22 protein-coding genes, 1 tRNA gene and 1 pseudogene are annotated in these 21,812 nt (G+C 58.9%); 15 read left to right on the plus strand and 9 right to left on the minus strand.

The window, feature by feature from the left end:
- Positions 1–179: 179 nt before the first annotated feature.
- The 4 genes from AC1RT6_RS10925 (at position 180) to AC1RT6_RS10940 (ending at position 2,090) form a co-directional block, all read left to right on the plus strand.
- Positions 180–452, plus strand: a complete 273-nt coding sequence (locus AC1RT6_RS10925) for a hypothetical protein (RefSeq protein ID WP_079447467.1) — start codon at positions 180–182, stop codon at positions 450–452.
- Positions 453–552: 100 nt separating this feature from the next.
- Complete coding sequence (locus AC1RT6_RS10930) at positions 553–744, plus strand: hypothetical protein (protein WP_079447468.1); 192 nt, start codon at positions 553–555, stop codon at positions 742–744.
- 94 nt (positions 745–838) lie between these two features.
- On the plus strand, positions 839–1,273 hold the full coding sequence (locus tag AC1RT6_RS10935; protein WP_079447469.1) for an HIT family protein: 435 nt from the start codon (positions 839–841) through the stop codon (positions 1,271–1,273).
- Between the two features lie 340 nt (positions 1,274–1,613).
- Positions 1,614–2,090, plus strand: a complete 477-nt coding sequence (locus AC1RT6_RS10940; protein WP_079447470.1) for a hypothetical protein — start codon at positions 1,614–1,616, stop codon at positions 2,088–2,090.
- Positions 2,091–2,256: 166 nt separating this feature from the next.
- Here AC1RT6_RS10940 and AC1RT6_RS10945 read toward each other — a convergent pair whose 3' ends face one another.
- Genes AC1RT6_RS10945 through AC1RT6_RS10960 form a run of 4 tightly spaced genes read right to left on the minus strand, consistent with a single transcriptional unit; the run spans position 2,257 to position 5,624 of the window.
- Entirely contained in the window at positions 2,257–3,516 is a 1,260-nt protein-coding gene (locus AC1RT6_RS10945) for an adenosylmethionine--8-amino-7-oxononanoate transaminase (RefSeq protein ID WP_079447471.1), read from the minus strand.
- Positions 3,513–4,154, minus strand: a complete 642-nt coding sequence (gene bioD, locus AC1RT6_RS10950; RefSeq protein WP_079447472.1) for a dethiobiotin synthase — start codon at positions 4,152–4,154, stop codon at positions 3,513–3,515. The genes AC1RT6_RS10945 and bioD overlap by 4 nt, the downstream gene beginning before the upstream one ends.
- Complete coding sequence (locus AC1RT6_RS10955; protein ID WP_173815998.1) at positions 4,151–5,287, minus strand: 8-amino-7-oxononanoate synthase; 1,137 nt, start codon at positions 5,285–5,287, stop codon at positions 4,151–4,153. The genes bioD and AC1RT6_RS10955 overlap by 4 nt, the downstream gene beginning before the upstream one ends.
- A gap of 43 nt (positions 5,288–5,330) precedes the next feature.
- On the minus strand, positions 5,331–5,624 hold the full coding sequence (locus AC1RT6_RS10960) for a Dabb family protein (RefSeq protein ID WP_079447473.1): 294 nt from the start codon (positions 5,622–5,624) through the stop codon (positions 5,331–5,333).
- Positions 5,625–5,858: 234 nt separating this feature from the next.
- Between AC1RT6_RS10960 and AC1RT6_RS10965 the strand changes: the two genes are divergently transcribed.
- The 4 genes from AC1RT6_RS10965 to nadC are packed head-to-tail and all read left to right on the plus strand — an operon-like array spanning position 5,859 to position 10,283.
- Positions 5,859–6,836, plus strand: a complete 978-nt coding sequence (locus AC1RT6_RS10965) for an NUDIX hydrolase (RefSeq protein WP_079447474.1) — start codon at positions 5,859–5,861, stop codon at positions 6,834–6,836.
- Positions 6,837–6,887: 51 nt separating this feature from the next.
- Positions 6,888–7,871 carry a quinolinate synthase NadA gene (gene nadA / locus AC1RT6_RS10970; protein ID WP_079447475.1) on the plus strand — a complete coding sequence of 328 codons (984 nt, stop codon included), beginning with the start codon at positions 6,888–6,890 and terminating at the stop codon, positions 7,869–7,871.
- Positions 7,868–9,397 carry an L-aspartate oxidase gene (locus tag AC1RT6_RS10975; protein WP_079447476.1) on the plus strand — a complete coding sequence of 510 codons (1,530 nt, stop codon included), beginning with the start codon at positions 7,868–7,870 and terminating at the stop codon, positions 9,395–9,397. The genes nadA and AC1RT6_RS10975 overlap by 4 nt, the downstream gene beginning before the upstream one ends.
- 22 nt (positions 9,398–9,419) lie before the next feature.
- A complete protein-coding gene (gene nadC / locus AC1RT6_RS10980; protein ID WP_079447477.1) occupies positions 9,420–10,283 on the plus strand; it encodes a carboxylating nicotinate-nucleotide diphosphorylase in 864 nt (287 codons plus the stop codon).
- A gap of 127 nt (positions 10,284–10,410) precedes the next feature.
- On the opposite strand, the gene AC1RT6_RS10985 is transcribed toward nadC, so the two are convergent.
- Complete coding sequence (locus AC1RT6_RS10985; RefSeq protein WP_079447478.1) at positions 10,411–10,671, minus strand: hypothetical protein; 261 nt, start codon at positions 10,669–10,671, stop codon at positions 10,411–10,413.
- 1,075 nt (positions 10,672–11,746) lie between these two features.
- On the opposite strand from AC1RT6_RS10985, the gene AC1RT6_RS10990 reads away from it, so the two are divergent.
- Positions 11,747–12,967, plus strand: a complete 1,221-nt coding sequence (locus tag AC1RT6_RS10990) for a GGDEF domain-containing protein (protein ID WP_079447479.1) — start codon at positions 11,747–11,749, stop codon at positions 12,965–12,967.
- Between the two features lie 115 nt (positions 12,968–13,082).
- On the opposite strand, the gene rpoH is transcribed toward AC1RT6_RS10990, so the two are convergent.
- Together rpoH and AC1RT6_RS11000 are read right to left on the minus strand one after the other, a co-directional pair.
- Positions 13,083–13,982 (minus strand): RNA polymerase sigma factor RpoH, encoded by a 900-nt coding sequence (gene rpoH / locus AC1RT6_RS10995; protein WP_079447673.1) that lies wholly within the window; start codon positions 13,980–13,982, stop codon positions 13,083–13,085.
- A gap of 216 nt (positions 13,983–14,198) precedes the next feature.
- Positions 14,199–15,260 carry an RluA family pseudouridine synthase gene (locus AC1RT6_RS11000; protein WP_087881182.1) on the minus strand — a complete coding sequence of 354 codons (1,062 nt, stop codon included), beginning with the start codon at positions 15,258–15,260 and terminating at the stop codon, positions 14,199–14,201.
- Here AC1RT6_RS11000 and AC1RT6_RS11005 point away from each other — a divergent pair.
- The 5 genes and pseudogenes from AC1RT6_RS11005 (at position 15,259) to AC1RT6_RS11025 (ending at position 18,268) form a co-directional block, all read left to right on the plus strand.
- Positions 15,259–15,591 carry a hypothetical protein gene (locus AC1RT6_RS11005; RefSeq protein ID WP_087881183.1) on the plus strand — a complete coding sequence of 111 codons (333 nt, stop codon included), beginning with the start codon at positions 15,259–15,261 and terminating at the stop codon, positions 15,589–15,591. The genes AC1RT6_RS11000 and AC1RT6_RS11005 overlap by 2 nt on opposite strands.
- A 52-nt stretch (positions 15,592–15,643) precedes the next feature.
- Positions 15,644–15,718, plus strand: a tRNA-Glu gene (locus AC1RT6_RS11010).
- A 14-nt stretch (positions 15,719–15,732) separates the two neighbouring features.
- A pseudogene (locus AC1RT6_RS11015) lies at positions 15,733–16,010 on the plus strand (potassium-transporting ATPase subunit KdpA); the annotation flags it as partial.
- A 509-nt stretch (positions 16,011–16,519) separates the two neighbouring features.
- Entirely contained in the window at positions 16,520–16,921 is a 402-nt protein-coding gene (locus AC1RT6_RS11020; protein ID WP_338013170.1) for a transporter, read from the plus strand.
- 405 nt (positions 16,922–17,326) lie between these two features.
- Complete coding sequence (locus AC1RT6_RS11025; protein WP_079447483.1) at positions 17,327–18,268, plus strand: OmpA family protein; 942 nt, start codon at positions 17,327–17,329, stop codon at positions 18,266–18,268.
- A 94-nt stretch (positions 18,269–18,362) separates the two neighbouring features.
- Here AC1RT6_RS11025 and AC1RT6_RS11030 read toward each other — a convergent pair whose 3' ends face one another.
- Positions 18,363–19,181, minus strand: a complete 819-nt coding sequence (locus AC1RT6_RS11030) for a lytic murein transglycosylase (protein ID WP_079447484.1) — start codon at positions 19,179–19,181, stop codon at positions 18,363–18,365.
- 271 nt (positions 19,182–19,452) lie between these two features.
- Complete coding sequence (locus AC1RT6_RS11035) at positions 19,453–19,674, minus strand: hypothetical protein (protein ID WP_079447485.1); 222 nt, start codon at positions 19,672–19,674, stop codon at positions 19,453–19,455.
- Between the two features lie 248 nt (positions 19,675–19,922).
- On the opposite strand from AC1RT6_RS11035, the gene AC1RT6_RS11040 reads away from it, so the two are divergent.
- Positions 19,923–21,431, plus strand: a complete 1,509-nt coding sequence (locus AC1RT6_RS11040; RefSeq protein WP_472790489.1) for an AIPR family protein — start codon at positions 19,923–19,925, stop codon at positions 21,429–21,431.
- The last annotated feature ends 381 nt before the right edge of the window (positions 21,432–21,812 follow it).

Consider the following 21,812-nt stretch of genomic DNA (forward strand, 5'->3'; position numbering starts at 1 on the left):
AGTCATCCCAGTCCGCCCAGAGTTCCTCTGCCCTCAACCCCTGGGGCATTGACAGCGGCTGAGGCCGGCCCGAACATGGAACCAGCCCACAACAATTTCTCTTTTCTGCTTTTACAGATATCTCCAATAAGCTGTACGCAGGATTCGACGCTCTATCCGCAGCACAGGAGATAGGTCCGATGATTCTCTTCAATATTCTGCCGGCGAGGATTTTGGCTGCCGTCGTGGTTTCGATGGCCATCTCAACGTCCGCAGGGGCGGGGCATCGTCACCACAAGCACCACCATCACACCCATCCTTCGGCCGAGACCGATATCTACCTCCACAACTACGGGCCTGCCGTCACGCCGGATCAACCCTTCGCCTATTACGACGGACCGATCAGCGTGCATTGCAACCAGGGCGCCGCCACATACCGAGGGCAGGATGGCCGCCCGCATCCCTGCAATTGACTGCTTGGTGCAAGGGAACGCTCACCGCGTGCAAGCGCGTCGATCGCAAGATTCCGCGTAGGTATGGGCTCACGGGCAAGAGGAGACGACAAGGCCTCCCATGGATGAATCGGACGATGGATACGACTACAAGCGCTATCGAGACCTTCTCGCCGAGGCGACGGATGAATCAAAGCGGCTGGAGTTGATCGACTTGCTGATCAAGGAAGGCGCACGAGATCAACTTACGCGCGAGCGGATCAGGCGGCTTGGCCTGACAAAGCTGATGGATCGGCCGCGCAATCGGGACTAGGGCCAGTGCGGCAAAATCCGAGGGTAGCGGTTGCGCCGGCATTTACCGAGCAGAATGCGGCTAAACGCAGCTTGAACAAGCCGGGATAGACTTAATGAGACTAGTGCCAGCCTACGACGACCAGAATATTTTCGCGAAGATTCTTCGCGGCGAGCTGCCGTGCTTCAAGGTTTACGAGAATGCGCATACATTCGCGTTCCTTGACATCATGCCGCGCACGCCGGGCCACACGCTGGTGATCCCGAAGGCCCCTGCCCGCGGAATCTTCGACATTTCAGCGGATGATCTGGCGGAAGTCGCGCGAAGCAGCAAGACGATCGCGGTAGCGGCCATGAAGGCCTTCGACGCCGAAGGCACCATCATCCAGCAGTTCAGCGAAGCCGTCAGCGGACAGGTGGTGTTTCACCTGCATATGCACGTCATACCGATGAAATCGGGAGTGCCGCTTCTGCCGCCCCAGAGCCAGCAGGAGGACGTCAAGGTGCTCCAGGATCACGCAGCCCGGCTGATCGCCGCGATCGGCGCGTAGCGAGCCAGGCTCAAGCCTGCGACCGTGGCGGTTGACCGGAAACGGCCGTCGCCTCGATCTCCTTTCCGTTCTCGTCCTCCGCGATGCGCATCAGTTACGGGCAAACGAGCGCAGAGTAGCAGATGCAAGAACGTCATTCAGCGCTGTCGTCGGCAAGCCTCGAAAGAGTTCGAAGTTTGAAAGGGGCCTGGCGAGACAGCGGCGGAATTTTATTCATTCGCGAACAGTAATGCGCCCCTGCGCAGAATGACAGTAAATTGCGTTTGCGCAATTCCTGCCGAACTGCCTTATCTTACAGTTTGAACCCGGCGGCTCGAAGCTGCCAGACTACGGGTACTTCATGGATGATATCATCGTTGCGCGTGCGCTACATGTCCTTGCCGTGGTCGTCTGGATCGGCGGCGTTTCGATGGCGACAACGGTGGCTTTGCCAGCGCTCCGGCGCGGCGATCTCGGGCCGGACCGGCTGAAAGCGTTCGAAGCGATCGAGCGGCGTTTCATCTGGCAGGCGCGCGCGTCCGTCATCATCGTCGGCTTGAGCGGCCTCTACATGACGTGGCAGCTCGACCTTTGGGATCGGTTCCGGATGCCGGCCTTCTGGTGGATGGACGCCATGGTGGGGCTTTGGCTGCTGTTCACTTTCGTGCTGTTCGTTGGCGAGCCTTTGATCCTGCATCGCACCTTTCATCGGCTGGCGACCGAACAGCCGGACATGGCCTTTGCATGGCTGCACCGGGCACACTGGATTCTGCTCGGGCTCAGTCTGACGACCGTCTTCGCAGCGGTCGCAGGAAGCCACGGCTGGTCGATCTTCTGATGGTGACCGCCGTCAGCCGCCGCAACGATGTCGCCTGGAGCATTTTCGTTTCTGATTGAATCAGAAGCGAAGCTCTGGATTTTTGTTTTAACGCGTTTTCTTCACGCGAGCAGGTCACCATCCCCGGGGGAAGCCCGAGGATATGCCTCGCTCGAAAACGCTATAGTCAACCGATCCCGTCGGCAATCTCGTCGATCGCGTCAAAAACGCTGTCGAGTTCGTGCGGCGTGCTGCAGTAAGGCGGCATGAGATAGATCGTGTTGCCCAGCGGCCGGACCAGCAACCCGCGGCTCAAGAAGCCGTCGTAAAGCCGCGGCCCGATGCCGGCCAGATAGCCGGCGTCATCCGCGACGACATCCAACGCGGCGATGGTTCCGATCTGACGAACGTTGATAAAACGCCGATCCTCGCGAAAGCGGTCAAGACCACTGGTTTGCGCGCGCGTGACGGCGGCGATGCGCTCCATCACCGGTTCGCTTTGCCAAATCTCCAGATTCGCGCAGGCGGCCGCGCAGGCGATCGGATTCGCGGTGTAGGAACTGGAGTGAAAAAAGGTCTTGCTGCGATCCGTTGAATAGTGGGCATCGAAGATATCCGCGCGGCACAGCGTTACCGCCAGCGGCAGCGAGCCGCCGGTCAGGCCCTTGGAGTAACAGGCGATGTCGGGCGTCACGTCGGCCTGCTCGCAGGCGAAGAGCGTTCCGGTGCGACCCCACCCCGTCATGACTTCGTCGGCAATGAACAGAACGCCGTGAGCCTCACAGATCCGCTTCATCTCCGCCAGAATCCAGGCCGGATAGATCAGCATGCCACCGGCACCAAGGATCAGGGGCTCCACGATCAGCGCCGCGACGCCGGTGTTCCGGCACGCCATCGTGATCGTATCCAGCGTGGCCTGCTCACGACCTTCGGAGGGAAAGGGAATCCGCTCCACATCGAACAACAGCGGATCGTACGGCGCGTTGAAAACGCCTCGTTCACCCACCGACATCCCGCCGATGGTGTCGCCGTGATAAGCTCCTTCCAGCGCGAGGATCCGGCTGCGCCGCTCACCCCGGTTCCGCCAGAAGCCGAGCGCCATTTTCAGCGCGACTTCGACCGAGGTCGAGCCGCTGTCGGAAAAGAAGACGTAGTCGAGTCCTCGCGGCGTTATCGCAACAAGCTGTCGCGCGAGCCTTTCGGCCGGTTCGTGGGTGAATCCGGCAAAGATCACCTGATCGAGACGGTCGGTCTGATCCTTGATCGCCCGCACGATATGCGGATGACGATGACCGTGCGTCACCACCCACCACGAGGAAATCGCATCGAAGATGCGGCGGCCGTCGACGGTTTCAAGCCAGGCGCCCTCGCCCCTGGCGATTGATATCGCCTCCGGCTGCAGCGCGTGTTGGGTAAACGGATGCCATACTGGGGATGCCGGCTTCATCGGGCCGGTGCCTTCAGAAAATCGCCGATATCAAAACCGTCGGCAAAAGCCTTACGCAAGGTAGCGGGGGCCAATGGCATGACATAACCCAACCGGCCCAGACGTTTCACCTTTCCCATATCGACGATGATCCGTTCGGTTTCGACGTTCTCTTCTCCGATGAAGCTGACGCCGAGTATCGTAACGTCGCGCGCCCGCAGCGCCTCGATGGACAACAGGCTGTGGTTGATGGTGCCGAGAGCCGTTCGGGCGCAGAGCACCACCGGCAGGCGCCACCTCGCCATGAGATCAAGATAGGTAACGCTGCGCGTCAGCGGCACCAACAAACCACCTGCGCCTTCAATCACCAGGGGGCGATCCGCGCTCGGCACCTCCAGCGTCCGATGCTCGATAGTTACGCCGTCTAGCTCGGCGGCGAAATGCGGAGACGCCGGCGTCCGCAACCGATAGGCCTCCGGCAATACGCGCTCGGGCGCGAGTCCCGACAGACGCAACACGGTTTGCGAGTCGGTTTCCTCGTCCAGTCCCGATTGGATCGGCTTCCAGTAATACCCGTCGAGAGCCCCGGCAAGCGCAGCCGAGAAAACCGTCTTGCCGACGTCGGTATCGGTCCCGCTGACGACGATCCGCGCGCTCACGCAGCCAACCGCATGTCTTCTGCCAAAGCCGCGAACAAGTCCGCGACGATTGTCTCGTTGACATGGAGCGTCAACGCGATGCGCAATCGCGCCGTGCCTTCAGGAACCGTCGGCGGGCGGATCGCCCGTATATCGAAGCCTCTGCGCTGCAACGAGGCCGCCAGCTCCACCGCCACCTGATCGGCACCGACAATCACCGGAATAATCTGCGAGCCGGATGGCTCGATATTGCAGCACCGACGCAGTTCGTTGCCGGCAAATTGCACCAGATGCGCCAAGCGCTCACGCCGCACGGAATTGGTGTGAGAAAGTTCGAGCGCTGAACGCGTTACCGCGGCGGTGAGAGGCGAAGGCGCGGTGGCATAGATGAACGGCCGCGCGCGATTGATCAGGAAGTCGCGGATGATCTTCGGCGCAAGAATGAAGCCGCCCGACGTTCCGAGCGCCTTGCCGCACGTGTGCAGCGTGATGACGTTGTCGCGTCCTTCGAACGGCGCGGCAAGCCCCCGCCCCTGCGGCCCGAGCACGCCGGTCGCGTGGGCTTCGTCGATCACGACCATTGCCTCGTGCCGGTCCGCGACAGCCAACAGGTCAGCGAGGTTCGGATTGTCACCGTCCATGCTGTAAAGGCTTTCGACCGACAACCAGGGCCGCCCCTTGCCGCCGGCCTTGCGCCATTTCACGATCGCCGCATCAAACGCATCGGCATCGTTATGCCGGGCGCCGACGGATTCAGCGCGGCCAAGACGAACGCCGTCATGGACGCTGGCGTGGATCAGCTCGTCATGCACGACGAGATCACCGCGTTGCGGCAGGGTCGAGAAGATGGCGAAGTTGGCGACGTAGCCACCGCCAAAATAGAGCGCCGATTCAGCGCCGAAGAAGGCTGCGGCTTCGCGTTCCAGCGCTTCATGTTCAGGATGATTGCCGCGCAACAGACGCGATCCACCCGACCCGACCGGCACTCCTCGGGCCAGCGCATCCGCAGCAGCTTGTCGCAATTCCGCGGATTCAGCCAATCCGAGATAGTCGTTCGATGCGAGATCGATGCCCGCGCGCCCACGCAACGTCCGGAGACGCCCCCTGTCCGCGAGCGACTGTAAATCTTTCGTATAAATTCCGTGCATCGTCATGTGTTGCGCTTAACCTCGCCAGCGGCGGCAGTCCCGCTACAAGCTAATCGGCCGGCACATCGTAATCGGCTGCAAATCGCATGTCCCGAAGCGGCTGCACCCGCTTCGTCGATGCCTGGTAGAGATCATGCGCCTTGTAAGCTGCAAGTTCCGCCTCGCTGTCGAACTCGCCATAAACCACGACGTCGATGTCGTTGCCGAGCTGATCGGTCTTTCGGTTGCGCGCCACCTCGAGCCGGCGCGCGTGCGGGATTGTGGCAAGCGGCGACAGGCCGTCGATTATTTTGTCGATATCGCCTTTGTCTTTCGCAGTGAATAAAACGATGTGACGAATCATGGCTGGCCGTAGGGCAGAGAGAGGGTGATCCAGGCCGCATGACTATCTTGCGATCAGGTCTAACGCAACGCTCACGACGCGGGGCACGATATCCGATGCAGGGAGCAGCATTTCATGAGCCGGGACATCCTGTTGAATGTTCCGCGAAATACTGCCCATATGAGCATTCTTTAATGTCCGCACCGGACGCACCCGATCTCAGTGCATGAGCACGTTCGATGATGACCGCTTGCGATGAGTGATCCGCTTGTCAAATCCAAGGTGCCCGTGCACTCGGCGTCTCCTGCCTCCCCACAGGCAATTGCGGCGGACCTCATTGCGCTCCTAGTGGCGGTGACTGCCGGAGACCCCCGTGTTCTGACAATCCAGGATCAGAATGCGTTGCCATCGGGTCCGTTCGAACTGGCTCATCGCTCTCTGCAATCGGGATTGCGGGCTTGGGTCGAACGCCAGACAGGGCTGCCGCTAGGCTATGTCGAGCAGCTTTACACCTTCGCGGATCGGGATCGCACCAGCGCCGCCGACCAGCGCGTCATCTCGATCAGTTATCTCGGCCTCACCCGCGAGCAGGCCGGGTCCAACCAATATGAAACGAGTTGGCGCAGTTGGTATGATTATTTCCCTTGGGAGGACCATCGCCTCGGTACGCCAATGATGGAGAAAACGCTGCGGTCCGGCCTCGCGGCGTGGATCGCAGAAGCACCGGACCGGACAGCGCGAAGCAATCGCCGGCAGCGAGCGGCGAGGCTGTTTGGGTTGGACGACCACATCTGGAACGAGGAACTCGTCCTGCAAAGGTACGAGCTTATGTACGAGGCACGACTGATCCCGGAAGCCCTCCGTGGCGATGGCCCGCCCGCTTCGACGGCCGCGTCCGTGCCGGGTGATCCCATGATCCTCGACCATCGACGGATTCTGGCGACCGGCATCGCCAGACTTCGCGCCAAGATCAAATACCGCCCCGTCGTATTCGAACTAATGCCCGAGACGTTCACATTGCTGCAATTGCAACGGTGCGTTGAAGCTCTGGCGGGAAAACTTGTGCATAAACCGAACTTTCGTCGTTTGATCGAGCAGCAGGAGTTGGTGGAGGATACCGGCGAGACCAGCCAGGAGACCGGGGGACGGCCAGCAAAACTCTTCCGTTTCCGCCGCGCCGTGTTGGCTGAGCGTGCGATTGCCGGGACCAAATTACCCGTCTTGGGGACTTGACAACACTTATACTCAACATCAGTATAATAGGCGTCCGAGTGGAGTATAGTCATGTCGTCCGTTTTGGAACTGCGGCCATCGGCCCGAATCTATCCCAAAGTGCGGCACGCGATCCCCCGGATCGAATGGCCCGCTTTCGCCGAGGACGTTGATGCGATCATCGAGCTGAAGAAGCGCCGCAACGCAGTCGTGCTTGCGCATAACTATCAGACGCCGGAGATCTTCCACGGCGTGGCCGATATCGTTGGCGACAGCCTCGCGCTGGCCCGCAAGGCAACGGAGGTGGAAGCCGACGTGATTGTGCTCGCCGGGGTGCACTTCATGGCCGAAACAGCCAAACTGCTGAATCCGTCAAAAACGGTCCTGATTCCTGACACTGGCGCCGGCTGCTCACTCGCCGACTCGATTACGCCCGAAGATGTGCGACTTCTACGAAAAACCTATCCCGGTACTCCGATCGTCACTTACGTGAACACCTCGGCCGCGGTGAAGGCCGAGTCGGACATCTGCTGCACGTCGGGCAATGCAAAGGCCGTTGTCGAGTCCCTCGGCGTCGAACGTGTCATCATGCTGCCCGACGAATTTCTGGCGAAGAACATCGCTGCCGAAACCCACGTCAAGATTATCGCCTGGACCGGGCATTGCGAAGTGCACGAGCGCTTCAGCGCCGACGAGGTGCGGCAGTTGCGCGACGATTACCCCGGCGTGGTCGTGCTGGCACATCCGGAATGCCCGCCGGAGGTTGTCGCGGAAGCCGATTTCGCCGGATCGACCGCCGCCATGGCTTCCTATGTCGCTACCCGACGGCCGCCTCGGGTCGTTCTCCTGACGGAATGCTCGATGAGCGACAATGTCGCCGCTGATCATCCTGGCCTGGAATTCATTCGTCCCTGCAATCTGTGCCCGCACATGAAGAGGATCACGCTCGGTAATATTCGCCACGCGCTGGAGACGATGCAGCACGAGGTCACGATCGACCCGGGCATCGCTGCGCGCGCACGCCTCTCTGTCGAGCGAATGCTAGCTGTCGGATGACCGCGCTGCATGACACCAACGGCGCCGCGGTCGTTATCGGCGGCGGCCTTGCTGGCCTGATGACAGCGCTCGCACTGGCGCCGCGACCGGTGCTGCTTTTGAGCAGCGCGCCGTTGGGTCTCGAGACATCGAGTATCCTCGCACAAGGCGGCATTGCCGCAAGCATCGGACCGGACGACAACGCAGCGCTGCATCTGGCCGACACCCTCGCCGCCGGTGACGGGCTTTGCGACCAGCGCGTTGCTGCGGCAATCCTCGCCGGTGCGCCGGCTGCGATCGAGCGGCTTATGCAGCTCGGCGTAGTTTTTGATCGCGATACCGACGGCAACCTCGCGCTTGGCCTTGAGGCAGCCCACTCGCGCCGCCGGATTGTCCATGCCGGAGGTGATGCGAGCGGCCACGACATCATTCGTACCCTGGTCCGCAAGGTCTATGAGACGCCTTCGATCACTGTATGCGAGGCCACCAGCGCACAGCGTTTGATCGTCGAGGACAATACGGTGAGAGGGGTCGTCTGCCAGACCGAGCGTGATCTGGTTGCTTACGCCACCGGTCACATCGTCATCGCGACCGGAGGCATCGGCGGATTATTTCTGCACGGAACCAATCCGGCGGGATCGTGCGGGCAAGGACTAGCGCTCGCGGCGCGCGCCGGCGCCACCATGGCCGATCTTGAATTTATCCAGTTTCATCCGACGGCGCTCGATACCGGCTCCTTCCCGCTGAAACTGATCAGCGAAGCGGTGCGCGGCGAAGGTGCGACTCTCATCGACGAAAACGGCGATCGTTTCATGGCGGATACGCCCGGCGCGGAGCTTGCGCCGCGCGATGTCGTCGCGCGCGCCGTCTGGCGACATATGGCCGCAGAACATCGGGTATTTCTCGATGCGCGGAACCTCCGAGGGATCGACTTCACCCGACGCTTCCCGGCGATCACCTCGTTTTGTCGCAATGCAGGGATCGATCCCCTGACACAGCCGATCCCGGTTCGTCCCGCCGCGCATTATCACATGGGTGGAATCTCCGTCGATAAACACGGAAGAACATCCGTTGAAGGTCTCTGGGCCTGCGGTGAGGCCGCTTGCACCGGCCTTCATGGGGCAAACCGGCTCGCGAGCAACTCGCTTCTGGAGGCAGTCGTGTGCGCCGGTCTGGTCGCTCAGGATATTGCCGCCACGGCGCCTGCGAAACGACGCCCCCCCAGAATGACGGATGCAGGCGCCGGCTGCGATCCGACCTTGATCCGGCCGATTCTGTCCCACGCCGCCGGAGTTTTGCGAGATGGCGACAAGCTGCGTGCAGCCGCGCGCGCGCTCTTACCGCTCGCCGCCTCCCAACAGGCAGCAGGCGACCCAGCTATTGTCGCCCTGATGATCGTGATCTCGGCGCTTCGCCGTGAAGAAACCCGCGGCGCCCATGCGCGCACCGACTGTCCCGAGCGAGCAATCCGAGCGATGCGAACAACATTGCGTCTTTGCGATGCGTTCGACGCCGCACAAGACTGCGTTCCCGATTTGGTTAGTTAGTTAGCTCGTACGCAAGGACACAATGTCGCTCCCTGCCCTCCCGCGCATCATGATCGAACCACTGGTTCGTATGGCCTTGCTTGAAGACATCGGCCGCGCGGGCGATCTCACGACCGACGCGATCGTACCAGTTGGCCACCGGGCCACGACCCATATTGTCGCTCGCCAGCGAGGCACCGTTGCCGGGCTCGATCTTGCTCGGCTCGCCTTCGAACTCATCGACCCGGCAATCCAGATGCGTATCGAGCACGACGACGGTGCGGTCGTCGAGCCCGGTGCGGTGATCGCGACCTTGTCGGGTCCGGCGCGGGGGATTTTGACAGCGGAACGGGTCGCACTGAATTACCTGTGCCGTTTGAGCGGAATCGCCACGGCGACAGCGTCCGTTGTCACCGCGATTCAAGACCACAAGACGAAAGTGGTCTGCACGCGCAAGACGACGCCGGGATTACGCGCGATCGAAAAATACGCGGTCCGCGTCGGCGGAGGCAGCAACCACCGGTTCGGTCTCGACGATGCGGTTCTCATCAAAGACAATCACGTTGCCATCGCCGGCAGCGTCACCGAAGCGCTGAAGCGCGCAAAGAACAGCGTCGGCCATCTCGTCAAAATCGAGCTAGAAGTGGATACGCTCGATCAATTGCGTGAAGCACTCGATCAGGGCGTCGATGCCGTGCTGCTCGATAACATGACCGCCGAGATGCTCCGGGAAGCCGTTGTGATGGTCGGAGGTTGCGCCGTGACCGAAGCTTCCGGCCGCATTACGCCGGCAACGGCGTCAGCGATCGCTTCAACGGGCGTCGATCTCATTTCGATCGGCTGGCTCACGCACAGCGTCGGCATTCTCGACCTCGGCCTTGATTTTCAGGACCAAGCGAGCGCTTGATCCAACGTCGAGTTGCGAACGGGGATGTCGGCGGCTGATAAAGCCCCCGCAGGTGATCAATACTGGTTAGCCAAACCAGACAGTATCACTCAGGTCGCCAAGACACGAACTCGTCCATGCGCTCGGTTTAATTCGAAGGCGGTCGTTTCCGAAAAGGATCCGCTGCTTCATCGTGCCCGTTGCGGCTACTAATGAACATCAGGGCCATCAATCCACATCCGATGACGATCGAAAAGAACGTGCCAAGACCAAGCGCGATCCAGCCATGTTTTCCTATCTCGACTTCGGAGGTCTGATTCAAGATCAAGATCATCCACACGCCTGTAGCTATCAGTATGCCTGTCAGCGCAACTAAAATAACGAGTCTTCCTTTGCCCATACTTTCCATCGTCGTGCCTTTCCTTTTGTGTCTGACCGCTCAAGCCAACTCCGCCGAAGTCTGTTAAATCCCACGCTACCGGCCATCATAATGGACGCCGTCGCTTATCTCATTTTCGCTCGTTGTCGCGTTTTCTGCGCAAGTCCAATGCTAGCCCCAGAGAAGGTTTTCTGCATGTCGTTCTAGCAGATTTAAAAGTGGAACGCTTCCTCAAATGATACATAAAAAATATATCTTTACATGCGCCCTCAAAAAAGGGAACCCCGCCGAAACCAAATCTTGCAAAAACCTCTTTTTGCCGGTTGCGAACCTGTTTCGGTCGACGCTTACCATGGGCAGCTTACAGGGTGTGAGTGCGGCTGACGCATCACTCACAGCAGGTGTGCGGCTTTGCCCTGACAGCGAACCCGCGCGATTCCGCCTCGCAGCTTTATTTCGCCCTCGAGGGCTCCTCGGGTGACCAACATAGTGGCAATATATTTCGTCTGAGATCAAAACAACTCCAAAACCGGCAGGGCTGTTCTTGGCCCCTTCGCTGGCCCGTTTTTGTTGGCTGTAACGTGTGCGCTTGTCACTGGACGGCTTGAACCAGGAACCCTGCTACATTGCATGAGTTAACTGGCTGGACGGGCTAATTGCCTCTATCCCTCGTCCGCTCCTGGCCCGTCGGTGTACCCCCTTCACCGGCGGGCTTTTTGAATCGGGAACGCCTTCCCCGGGTCGGAACTCCGGACAAATTCAGGCTGATTTACCCCCGACGCAAGTCGGTTGGGTGTCCGGTGATTTCGCGAAAGGCAAACTTAATAAGGAGGGAAGTTTAAGTAGATGCCCAGCGTCCGTCCCATGATCGGACTCTACCAGACTTGGAGGAAATTCAGAGGAGCAAGTTACTCAGCGTGCGAGCGAATTGCGTGAAAATCGAACCGGGGACAGGCCACCCGGCGTTCATTATTTCAAAACCATGGATAGGAGTCTTCTCGTCACGGTGAGCTTCCATTAATCGCTACAGTTGCACGATGTCGAAAAGACGGAAAGTCGCAAAGAATACCGGGGAAGGCGGAGCGGCGCGGGCTCCGGAATTGCTATGCTGAGCGTGCCGACACTGTGGGTGGTGTTTATCGTGAACTTCCTGGCGTTGGGCCTGGTCTGGACCTACGTCATGCGGAGCTATCCGACGTTAGCGGCTGCGCCATATTGGGCAGCGGCGTCCTTCGTCGCCGCTTTTTTTACCGCAATACCCATACTGCGCGATCACGTCGATTCAATGCTGCCCCTGGTTATCGGTGGCGGCGGGGTGATCTTCGCGGTCTGCCTCTGCACGATGGGAATCCGACGCTTCTACGAACGACCTGTCTCCTGGCAAATGACTTTTGTCACGGTCGGTGTGAGCGTCGCCGGACTCTCCTTTTTCGTATATGTGCGCGACGACATGCCGATGCGTATCTTCATCTACTCAGCGGCTCAGGCGATACCGATCGCCCTGACGTTGAAAATGGTGCTGTCGCGCAGGGAGGGCCGCATCAATTCGGGAGCCCAGCTCGCGGGAATTGTTGGCGCACTTATCATCTGCATCACCGTGATTAGGTCAGTCTGCGCATTTTTCCAGATTGGCGGCGGAAAGTCCTTCGTCGACTTCAACGGTTTTCAGGCTGCCTTGACGTTAGGCCTCATGTTCCTGTCGATGGTCTGGAACTTCGGGTTCCTTTTGATGGCGATTGAGCGACTACGCAACGAGGTTGTCGACCTTGCGCTTGTGGATGATCTCACCGGTGTCGCGAACCGGCGGCAATTGCTCGGGCGGCTGGAGGAAACATGTGCACTGTCGCAGCGCAGCGGCGAACCTTTCGTGATCCTCGTGGTCGACCTCGACGGCTTCAAGCAGATCAACGATACCCACGGTCATGCAGCCGGCGACGCCTGCCTGCGGCACTTCACGCTGATGACGCAGATGCAGCTGCGGCCCGGAGATCTGCTGGCGCGTACCGGCGGTGACGAATTCTGTATCTTGTTACCCGCCACAACGCTGGGAGAAGGTGCGGAGATTGCGCGGCGCGTGCTGAATGCCTGTCGCGAAGACGCCGCCGGATGCGCCGGCGCCGATGTTCCCATCGCGGCTTCCATCGGGCTTGCTCAATGGACACAGGAGATTGGAGCCTGTTCGGAGCGTCTGCTCGCCGCAGCCGATCAGGCGCTCTATGCAGCCAAGAACGAGGGGAAAAACCGGTATGCGTCATGCGGAGACATTGCACCGCCGATTGCCCCGGATTTGCTGTCGCAACAGATTCTGTGGAATCAAAAAGCATAAGCAGCGTTGAAGACTGGAGCGCTGGCTTCCGGGCTACGAACAAACAGGCCGCGAACAAACAAAAAAGGGCCGGCGTCGCCACCGGCCCCTCATCTCAAAACGGAAGCTTCCAGCTTTAGCGGGCGGCTTCCATGGCAGCTTGTTCCTGCCGCGCGATCGAGGTCTTCACCGCTGACTGGACCTTCTCGAAGGCGCGAACCTCGATCTGCCTCACGCGCTCACGCGACACATTGAACTCGGCAGCGAGATCTTCCAGCGTCATCGGCTCATCTGCGAGGCGTCGGGCCTCGAAGATGCGGCGCTCTCGCGGATTAAGCACGCCCATTGCGCCGGTCAATGCGCGACGACGATGATCGAACTCCTCATGTTCAGCCAGGATGGCTTCCTGAGTAGGCGAATGGTCGACTAGCCAGTCCTGCCATTCGCCGGCCTCGCCATCATCACGAATCGGAGCGTTGAGCGATGCATCGCCACCAAGGCGGCGGTTCATGTCGACGACGTCCTGTTCCGTGACACCAAGACGCTTGGCGATGAGCTTGACCTGATCCGGACGCATATCGCCTTCATCAAGTGCGGAGATCTTGCTCTTCGCCTTCCGCAAGTTGAAGAACAGTTTCTTCTGGTTCGCGGTTGTGCCCATCTTCACGAGCGACCACGAACGCAGGATATACTCTTGTATTGACGCTTTGATCCACCACATCGCATATGTGGCGAGGCGAAAGCCCTTTTCGGGCTCGAATCGCTTCACCGCCTGCATCAGGCCGACGTTGCCTTCCGAAACGACTTCCGATATCGGCAGGCCGTAGCCTCGATAGCCCATGGCAATCTTAGCCACGAGCCGCAGGTGGCTGGTCACGAGATGATGCGCCGCGTCGCGGTCGTCATGTTCGCGCAAACGCTTCGCGAACATATACTCCTCGTGCGGTTCCAGCATCGGAAACTTGCGGATTTCCGCAAGGTAACGAGAAAGTCCCGATTCTCCGTTGAGAACCGGCAGGGTAGCAGTACGGGCCATGGTTGCGCCCTCCACTTGGTTCAGGCCCCCGATAGCGGCGAGCCTGGCAGGCAGTCTCTTGTGTTAAAGCTGACTACGCTGCGATGTTCCACGTTGGATGTTCAACGCAGGTGCAGCATATACTAGGCGGGTCAAAAAAAGAAGAACAAAAAGTGATTACGTTTTCGTGATAATGAATCAACTGTTTGGTATGATTGTGTTTTTTTGAAATATGCGTCATTCCGCCGCCGTCAAAGCCGATCGAAGTAAAAACAGGTCCTCCGGCAACCCTGCTTCCCAGCGCAGAATTTCTCCGGTCCGTGGATGTTCGATGACCAGAAGGTACGCGTGAAGTGCCTGCCGCCCGAGAGTGGTTAGGGCAGCCGAGGCCCGTGGCCCCAGATGATTGGCCTTGGTCTTGAAATGCGATCCATAGACGCCATCACACATCAGAGGGTGGCCGGCGTCGGCGAGATGTACCCGAATCTGATGTGTGCGGCCGGTGGCGAGTTGGCAGGCGAGAAGAGCGGCCACCGGTTTTCCGTCCCGGCCGTTGAAAGCCTGCAGTACCTCCCAGTGGGTAATCGCTTCCCGCCCGCCTGCACGTACGGCCATCTTTTCGCGTGCGTAAGGGTGCCGGTCTATCGGAGCGTCAACCGTGCCGTGGGGACGGTTCGGCAGTCCCCAGACAAAAGCCAGGTAACCGCGTCGCATCGCTCCCGTACGCCCGTGATCCGCAAATTGCGCGCTCAGCGACTTATGTGCGGCGTCATTCTTGGCGGCTACCATGAGGCCGGTGGTGTCCTTGTCGAGTCGATGTACGATGCCGGGTCGGCAGACGCCGCCGATGCCGGACAGACTCTCCCCGCAATGCGCGATGAGGGCGTTGACGAGCGTCCCGGCCTGGTGGCCTGCTCCGGGATGAACCACCAGACCTTTCTGCTTGTTAATGACGATGAGATCGTTGTCCTCGTAGATGATATCCAGCGCGATGGCCTCGCCTTTCGGTTTGGCCGATATTGCCGGGGGCACGAGGATTGTGATCGTATCTCCCGAAGCGACATGATAAGCCGGGTCGCAAACACGAGCCGGGCCGATCGCACTCTCGGCAGCAGAAACTTTTTTCACAACACTGACGCAGCCGGCGAGAATCAGGGATTTCAGGCGTGATCGCGACAAATCGGGACTGTGGACGGCAAGGACGCGGTCAAGGCGCACCGACCCCTCGTCGCCGGTGACAATGATGTCCAGCCTTTGATTGTGATCCGATGATGAGCCTTCAAGAGCTGAGCCTTGCATGACTGAGACTTTAAACTCTGAACCGACGCCGGAACAGGCCGCGCTGTTCGCGAGGGTTCGGCGGATGATGTTGATCGCTGGGCTGACCACGGCCCTCGCCGTTGGAGCCGTCCTGGTCGCCATCGGCTATCGTTTTTTTCGCGTTGAGGGAAGCAGGCCGGCGGTCGACGTCACCGCCACCCTGCCGAAGGACGCAAAGATCATCGCAACTGCGGTTACAGGTGACCGACTCGTGGTGACCCTCGATCTCGGCGGTTCCGTCCAGATACGGACGTTCGATCCGCGTACGCTGCGGTCGACCGGAACACTGAGTTTCGCACGCGAGCCCTGATATCCTGAGGTACCTTGCAGCGTATCGATTTCGGGGTTATTGCCTCCAATACGCTCCCTTCGTCTAGCGGTTAGGACGCGGCCCTCTCAAGGCTGAAACAGGGGTTCAATTCCCCTAGGGAGCGCCAATGAAATCAGTATCTTGATGAAGCTCGGCGAGATCCTGCCCGGTAGCATCGGCTCGGGCCTCGCTACCATGGTCCTCATGGCGTTGCTCGCGTGTTCGTCGCCGGTCTGATGGTTGGCCGCACATCCGAGTATCGCGGCAAGAAGATCGAAGCGCGGGAGATCAAACTGGCGCTGCTCGCGCTCCTTGTCTTTCCGGCATCGTTGTTTGGCTTCGCGGCTATGGCGGCGGTATTGCCGCCCGCGCTTGAGGGGCTTCTCAACAAGGGGCTGCACGGACTGTCTGATATCCTCCCTTCCCGTTTACGGCCTCGGCGGCCCCGTCGCGCCCTTCGTCGGCATCAAGCTGATCGACATGGCCATCGCCGCCCTCGGTCTTGCCTGAGAGGAAGGTATGCGATGAGCACGCTCGTGCTATCGGCTGCGCTCTTCGCGGCTCCTGCCATGGCACAGGATGTTGTGCCCACCGGGTCCACGCCTGATGCGCCGATCTGCACCGACCGGCCCACCAAGTCCAACTTCACCTGCACCGTGCCAAAGGGGATGGTGCAAATCGAGGCTGACACCTTCAACTGGCTGAGAACCACCGCTGCCGGTATTCGCGCCGACCAGCTGCTGTTCACCAACCCGACGTTCAAATACGGCCTGTCAGACAGCAGCGACATCCAGCTGAACGGGGGTGCCCTTCACCCAAGTGCGGACGCGTGATGCCGGCGGCAATGTCGCCTCCGTCTCGGGTTTGGGCGACATGACCGTTCGCTTCAAGCAGCGCCTGCCCCCTCGAGAGCGCCTTCCAGCTTGCCATCCTGCCGTTCATGAAACTACCCACCGCGCGCACCGGCATCGGCAACGGCAAGGTCGAAGGCGGTGTTGCCGCCCCGATCAACTATAGCGTACCGGACGGCTGGACCGTCACGCTAGGTCCACAGCTCGATGTGCTGGCCGATTTCGACGGCCGGGGCCGGCACCTTGGCGTGACAGGACTGGTGAACATCGCCAAGCAGTTCGGGCAATTCACTCTGTACAATGAGATCTGGACCAACCAGAATTTCGATCCTACCGGCACGGTACGGCAATATAGCTACGATATTGCCCTGGCCTGGCTGCCGCACCCGACGCTGCAGATCGATGTCGGGCTTAACATCGGTCTCAATCGCAACACGCCCGACGTTGTCAGCTACATCGGAATCTCCACCCGCTTCTAAGGAGATTGCCAAGCAACCTTGTGGATAACGGGATGACGGCACCTTGGTGACGCGACGACAGACTCATCCGAATCTGCTCGGATCGATGTCCGAGGCTGTTGTGCGGTTGTCCCCTTGAACACGCCTCGAAGTCGCGTTCAACCATTTAACCCTTAGAGGACATTATGGCCAAGAAAGCGAAGAAAGCGGCGAAGAAAACCGCAAAGAAAACCGCAAAGAAAAAGAAGAAGTAGTCTCAGAGGCTCGGGCGGACTTTGCTCGCCCGAGCCTTCGATGACGGCGCATGACCCGCTACGATTGCGGACGAACATGTTTTCTCCAGTCGGAACGGCGAGGATCGAAGCGAATCCCTCGCCTTCCACTTCGTATGACGTTTTCATGTGACGCTATCAAAAGGTTTGATTCATGCCGCGCCTGGCCCTCGCTGTTGCCGCTGCCATCGTCATTCACTTGATGCCGAGCCTGACCGCACCGGCCGCAGCCGCGGCGGGCGATGTTGCCAAATCGCACGATTATCCCGGTATCGGCCGCTTCAAAGGCAGCATCATCACCGGCTATGACGTGAAGGATTTCGACGCCGCAACCCTGCAGGCCGCTCCGTTCAAGGACGGCAAGGCCACCGACCCGCGCAGAGTGGAAGGCCGCATCTCCCGTATCGCTTACCGCACGGGGCCTGGTCCCTCGATTCTTGAAGTATCCCGCAATTTCGAGAGCCAACTGGCGAATGCCGGGTTCGAGACGCTGCTCGCTTGCGATGTCGAGGCCTGCGGTGGAATTCCATTCAGCGAGACAATCGGCGCGCTGCCGATACCGCAAATGTGGGTCGACGGCTTCGACTACCGCTACTATGCCGGCAGGAAGGTCGAGAATGGGCGCGAGACCTATGTCAGCGTGCTGGTCAGCAAGAACAACGACGACATCTTCGCGCAGCTCACCGTCGCCGAACGCGACGCGATGCAGAACAAGATGGTCGATGCGGCTGCGATGGCCAAGGGGCTCGGCGAGAGCGGGCACATCGCGCTCTACGGCATTTACTTCGACACCGACAAGGCCACACTCAAGCCGGAGAGCCGGCCGACCCTCGACCAGATCGCGAAGCTGCTGAGCGGTCAGCCCGGGCTCAACGTCTATATCGTCGGCCATACCGACAGCCAGGGCACACCGGCCCACAACCTCGACCTGTCGCGCCGCCGCGCCGAGGCCGTCGCCGAGGACCTCGTGCGCAATTACAAGATCGCCAAGCCCCGGCTCAACACCGCCGGCGTCGGCTTCCTCGCCCCGGTCGGCTCCAACGGCACCGACAGCGGCCGCGCGCTAAACCGCCGGGTCGAACTGGTGCAGCCATAGAGCCAGTCCGGCTTTGATGAAATCAAAGCCGGACTTTGTTTGACGCGTTTTCTTGACGCGAACCGGTGTCCACTTCGCTCGAAAAAAGCTGTCCTTACTGCCCGGCCAGCTTGTCGGCGAAAAGGCCGATGGTCTTGCGATAAACCTCGGAGCGATTCCATTCGCGCATCGCCTCGAAATTGGCTGAGCCCTCGTGATAGTCGCCACCGGCCTTCCAGCCGTTGACCCTCAACAGGTTCGCCGTCGAAGCCAGCACGTCCGGCACCGAATGCCGGAGATCGACATGGCCGTTGCCGTCGAAATCGACGCCGTACTTGATATAGGACGAAGGCAGAAACTGGGTCTGCCCGATCTCGCCCGCATAGGCGCCGACCATATCGCCGAGACGCAGGTCGCCGCGCTGCAGGATCTTGAGAGCCGCCAGCAGCTCGTGCTGAAACAGTTCGGTGCGCCGGCAATCATGCGCCATGGTCGCGAGCACCCGGAACACCGGCAGCTTGCCCATGTCGCCACGGCCGAAATCGGTTTCCAGTCCCCAGATCGCGACGACGATCTCCGGCGGCACGCCGAATTGCTTCTCGATCCGCGACAGCAGCGAGCCATTACGCGCCAGCATCGCCTTGCCGCCCTTGATGCGGCCGCCGGTGACGCGGGTCGCGGCATATTGCTCAAAACTCTTGCGGAAGGTGCCGCGCTGGCGGCGATCGAAATTCAGGACCGCCTGATCCTGCTGCACGCCGCCAAGCGCCTGCGAGATCACGTTCTGCGAGATACCATCCGCCGCGGCTTCCCGCGACATCGACGCCACGAACGTATTGAAGTCGCCGCCGCATTGCGCGGCGGAAACGGCGGTCGATGCGAGGGGGGCGGCGAGAAAGGCGGCGGCGAAGGCGATGGCGAAACGGGTTTTCATTGCAATCCCTTTTGCTGAATCGTCGCGCGTTATAGCATGACTATGGCAACGCGATGATTAACGACCGCGCGCGCGGCGCTTGCGCCGTTCGCGCAAAAATTCGCGCCGGCCTTCGGGCGTGCAAAAATACCCCTATTGTTTAGCGGCGCGGGGACGCCGTCGTGGTGATTCCGTTCTGCGCTCTCGTGAGAGGGCGCGCGGAACGCCGGGTGCTCGATGCACCCATGGCCCCGTGTGCAAAAGTAAAAGCACACGAGTATCATCGCCACGGTCACACCGGAATCATCCGGCGTTCCGCGCGCGATGGTGTTAACGGCTTGCTGCGCGAAAACCCCTGACCGCCGGCCCTGAGGTGACGATCACTCCAGGGGTCTTGCACCTCGCCGCCGCTCCCGTTGAGGGAGACGGCCGCAAGGCTGCCCCATGGCGCAAGGCGATGCGCCGGGATATCGCGCGCTGGGCCGTTCGCGCACGACGTGGCCGTCAGCCTCATCTCACTCGCGAGGTTACCCCCGCGCGATCCGAGACATCGAACGCCGCGCGCGCCCACCGCATCCCGCCCCGCAGACCGTGACGATCGCGAGCCGCCCCTCTCAGTGGGACGGGACGAATAGGAATATATACCTAACTCTTTCGGGCGGCAAGCCTTGATGACACTAAGTTGTGGATAGAATCTTGCTCACCTAATACGAGAATGCGACGATACCTACGGCTGATCGAAGTCCAGGAAAATAGGTAGCTATGAATCCAGTTATCCAAGCTCAGGTGAGAGAATTTGCGATTGCTCACTCCTTAACCCACCGAACTGAGCCAAATCAGTTTGAGGTCTATTCGATCTTCGCAATTCTGAATGGCCTGCAAGGCGAATCGATTGATCCCAACGAAGTTCATCTAGATGGAGAAGAGTTTGGACTCGATGGCATAGCGATCTTGATTCAGGGCGAGCTAGTTAGAGATAGCCACGAGGCATCAGAAAAGCTTGCAGCTATAAATAATCCTTCGATCGAGTTCATCTTCTTCCAATCGAAGACGAGCACGACCTACGACTATGGGAATATATCCAAATTCTATGATGCTATCTCTGAGTTCTTCGATGGAGGACTTGGGAATGAGAGCGATGCGCTTTCTAATCTAACCGGGGCCATGAAGGAGGTCTATTCGAAAGGAGTAGGGAGAAAAAATCCAAAGCTATCTTGCTACTACATAACAACTGGAAACTACGATGAGCCTTCAAGGATCGAAAAGCTTCGAGCAAACTTCCGAGTCGAACTAGAACAGAAGAATATCTTCCACACGAAGGCAATGGCCATCCAATTCGTCGGCGCCAAGCAGCTTCAGCAAGCATATCGTGCCGCTACCAGCTCAATCGAAGTCGAAATCGAATTTCCACGTAACGTCGTTATGCCAACAAACGAGCATGTCGAAGATGCATACTTGGGGTTTGTAGACGCCAAGAATCTCCTGAAACTTTATACAATTAACAACGTCGAAGATGATGCGCTTGCAATCAATCGAACTGTCTTCTTCGATAACATCAGGGACTACGATGCAACCTCCAAAATTAACCTTCGAATAAAGGAAATAGTTCGGAAAGACGGAGGCAAGGAGTTCGTTTTTCGAAACAACGGCATCACCGTTGTTTCGAAAAATATTGATCGGACCGGCGACAAATTTCGCCTTGAGGATTTCCAGATAGTCAGCGGCTGTCAGACCTGCAATGTAATCTTTGATTTGGTCTACGGCGACAATAATCAAAAAGGTGGAGCAGCCAATCCAACGCTTGCCGAATCCATACAAGTACCATTCCGACTTATCGGATCTAAGGACGATCAGTTCGTCTCTTCAATTATTGTTGGAACGAACAGTCAAAATTCAGTTCGCGAAGAACAATTCTGGGCGCTACGTCCATTTATGAAAAACCTCGAAGAATATTGCAGAAGTCTCGACGGCGATCAAAAGATATTCATCGAAAGACGTGACAATCAATACAGATCATCTCCAAAAATCGAACGCACTCGTATCATGCAACCTTCCGTTCTAATGAAGGCCGTTGCAGCATGTTTACTATTCCAACCTCAACGCGCCGCTCGGGACTACCGTGGTATTGTTTCAGAGTACGAAAATCGATGTTTTTGGACGATCATGACGTGCGCATCTACCACGCCGTCGCCTACCTCAACTATCGACTCGAATTTCTTTGGAGAAATCGCATCGAAAGCACATCTAAAACTTTCAGATACTATATCTTAGCCGCGATCGGTCTTCGACTAACAAAGGGAAAAGACGCGTTTGCGATAAAAAAGAAAGAACGAAAGTCGGTAGAGGAAGCACTCATTGATCTTTCAAAGGATGAGGCCGCTTTAAAGAAGGAAGTTTCAAACATCGTCAAAATCATTGAAGATCAACTAAAGAAACAAGGCATTTCCTCCCAAGAAAAAATTCGCGATACGATCCGATCTGAAAGCTTCTATTCAACCTTCAAAGACCAAATCATTAAAGAGCAAATCATTGCATAATGGTATTACGCCATTGAGAATGACGACTGGGCCAATCCGTTGATGACGCGACAGCAAATCGCGCTTACAATCTGCCCCTGCTCCAACCCTCCCCCGCAAGCGGGAGAGTGAGCGC

Source organism: Nitrobacter sp. MLSD-S21, assembly GCF_058809865.1.

Excerpts from the sequence above, each read along its gene's own strand:
- AC1RT6_RS10925 (WP_079447467.1), top strand. The coding sequence starts at position 180 with ATGATTCTCTTCAATATTCTGCCGGCGAGGATTTTGGCTGCCGTCGTG.
- AC1RT6_RS10930 (WP_079447468.1), top strand. The coding sequence starts at position 553 with ATGGATGAATCGGACGATGGATACGACTACAAGCGCTATCGAGACCTT.
- AC1RT6_RS10935 (WP_079447469.1), top strand. The coding sequence starts at position 839 with ATGAGACTAGTGCCAGCCTACGACGACCAGAATATTTTCGCGAAGATT.
- AC1RT6_RS10940 (WP_079447470.1), top strand. The coding sequence starts at position 1,614 with ATGGATGATATCATCGTTGCGCGTGCGCTACATGTCCTTGCCGTGGTC.
- AC1RT6_RS10945 (WP_079447471.1), bottom strand. The coding sequence starts at position 3,516 with ATGAAGCCGGCATCCCCAGTATGGCATCCGTTTACCCAACACGCGCTG.
- AC1RT6_RS10955 (WP_173815998.1), bottom strand. The coding sequence starts at position 5,287 with ATGACGATGCACGGAATTTATACGAAAGATTTACAGTCGCTCGCGGAC.
- AC1RT6_RS10960 (WP_079447473.1), bottom strand. The coding sequence starts at position 5,624 with ATGATTCGTCACATCGTTTTATTCACTGCGAAAGACAAAGGCGATATC.
- AC1RT6_RS10965 (WP_079447474.1), top strand. The coding sequence starts at position 5,859 with ATGAGTGATCCGCTTGTCAAATCCAAGGTGCCCGTGCACTCGGCGTCT.
- nadA (WP_079447475.1), top strand. The coding sequence starts at position 6,888 with ATGTCGTCCGTTTTGGAACTGCGGCCATCGGCCCGAATCTATCCCAAA.
- AC1RT6_RS10975 (WP_079447476.1), top strand. The coding sequence starts at position 7,868 with ATGACCGCGCTGCATGACACCAACGGCGCCGCGGTCGTTATCGGCGGC.
- nadC (WP_079447477.1), top strand. The coding sequence starts at position 9,420 with ATGTCGCTCCCTGCCCTCCCGCGCATCATGATCGAACCACTGGTTCGT.
- AC1RT6_RS10985 (WP_079447478.1), bottom strand. The coding sequence starts at position 10,671 with ATGGAAAGTATGGGCAAAGGAAGACTCGTTATTTTAGTTGCGCTGACA.
- AC1RT6_RS10990 (WP_079447479.1), top strand. The coding sequence starts at position 11,747 with ATGCTGAGCGTGCCGACACTGTGGGTGGTGTTTATCGTGAACTTCCTG.
- rpoH (WP_079447673.1), bottom strand. The coding sequence starts at position 13,982 with ATGGCCCGTACTGCTACCCTGCCGGTTCTCAACGGAGAATCGGGACTT.
- AC1RT6_RS11005 (WP_087881183.1), top strand. The coding sequence starts at position 15,259 with ATGACTGAGACTTTAAACTCTGAACCGACGCCGGAACAGGCCGCGCTG.
- AC1RT6_RS11000 (WP_087881182.1), bottom strand. The coding sequence starts at position 15,260 with ATGCAAGGCTCAGCTCTTGAAGGCTCATCATCGGATCACAATCAAAGG.
- AC1RT6_RS11025 (WP_079447483.1), top strand. The coding sequence starts at position 17,327 with ATGCCGCGCCTGGCCCTCGCTGTTGCCGCTGCCATCGTCATTCACTTG.
- AC1RT6_RS11030 (WP_079447484.1), bottom strand. The coding sequence starts at position 19,181 with ATGAAAACCCGTTTCGCCATCGCCTTCGCCGCCGCCTTTCTCGCCGCC.
- AC1RT6_RS11035 (WP_079447485.1), bottom strand. The coding sequence starts at position 19,674 with ATGAGGCTGACGGCCACGTCGTGCGCGAACGGCCCAGCGCGCGATATC.
- AC1RT6_RS11040 (WP_472790489.1), top strand. The coding sequence starts at position 19,923 with ATGAATCCAGTTATCCAAGCTCAGGTGAGAGAATTTGCGATTGCTCAC.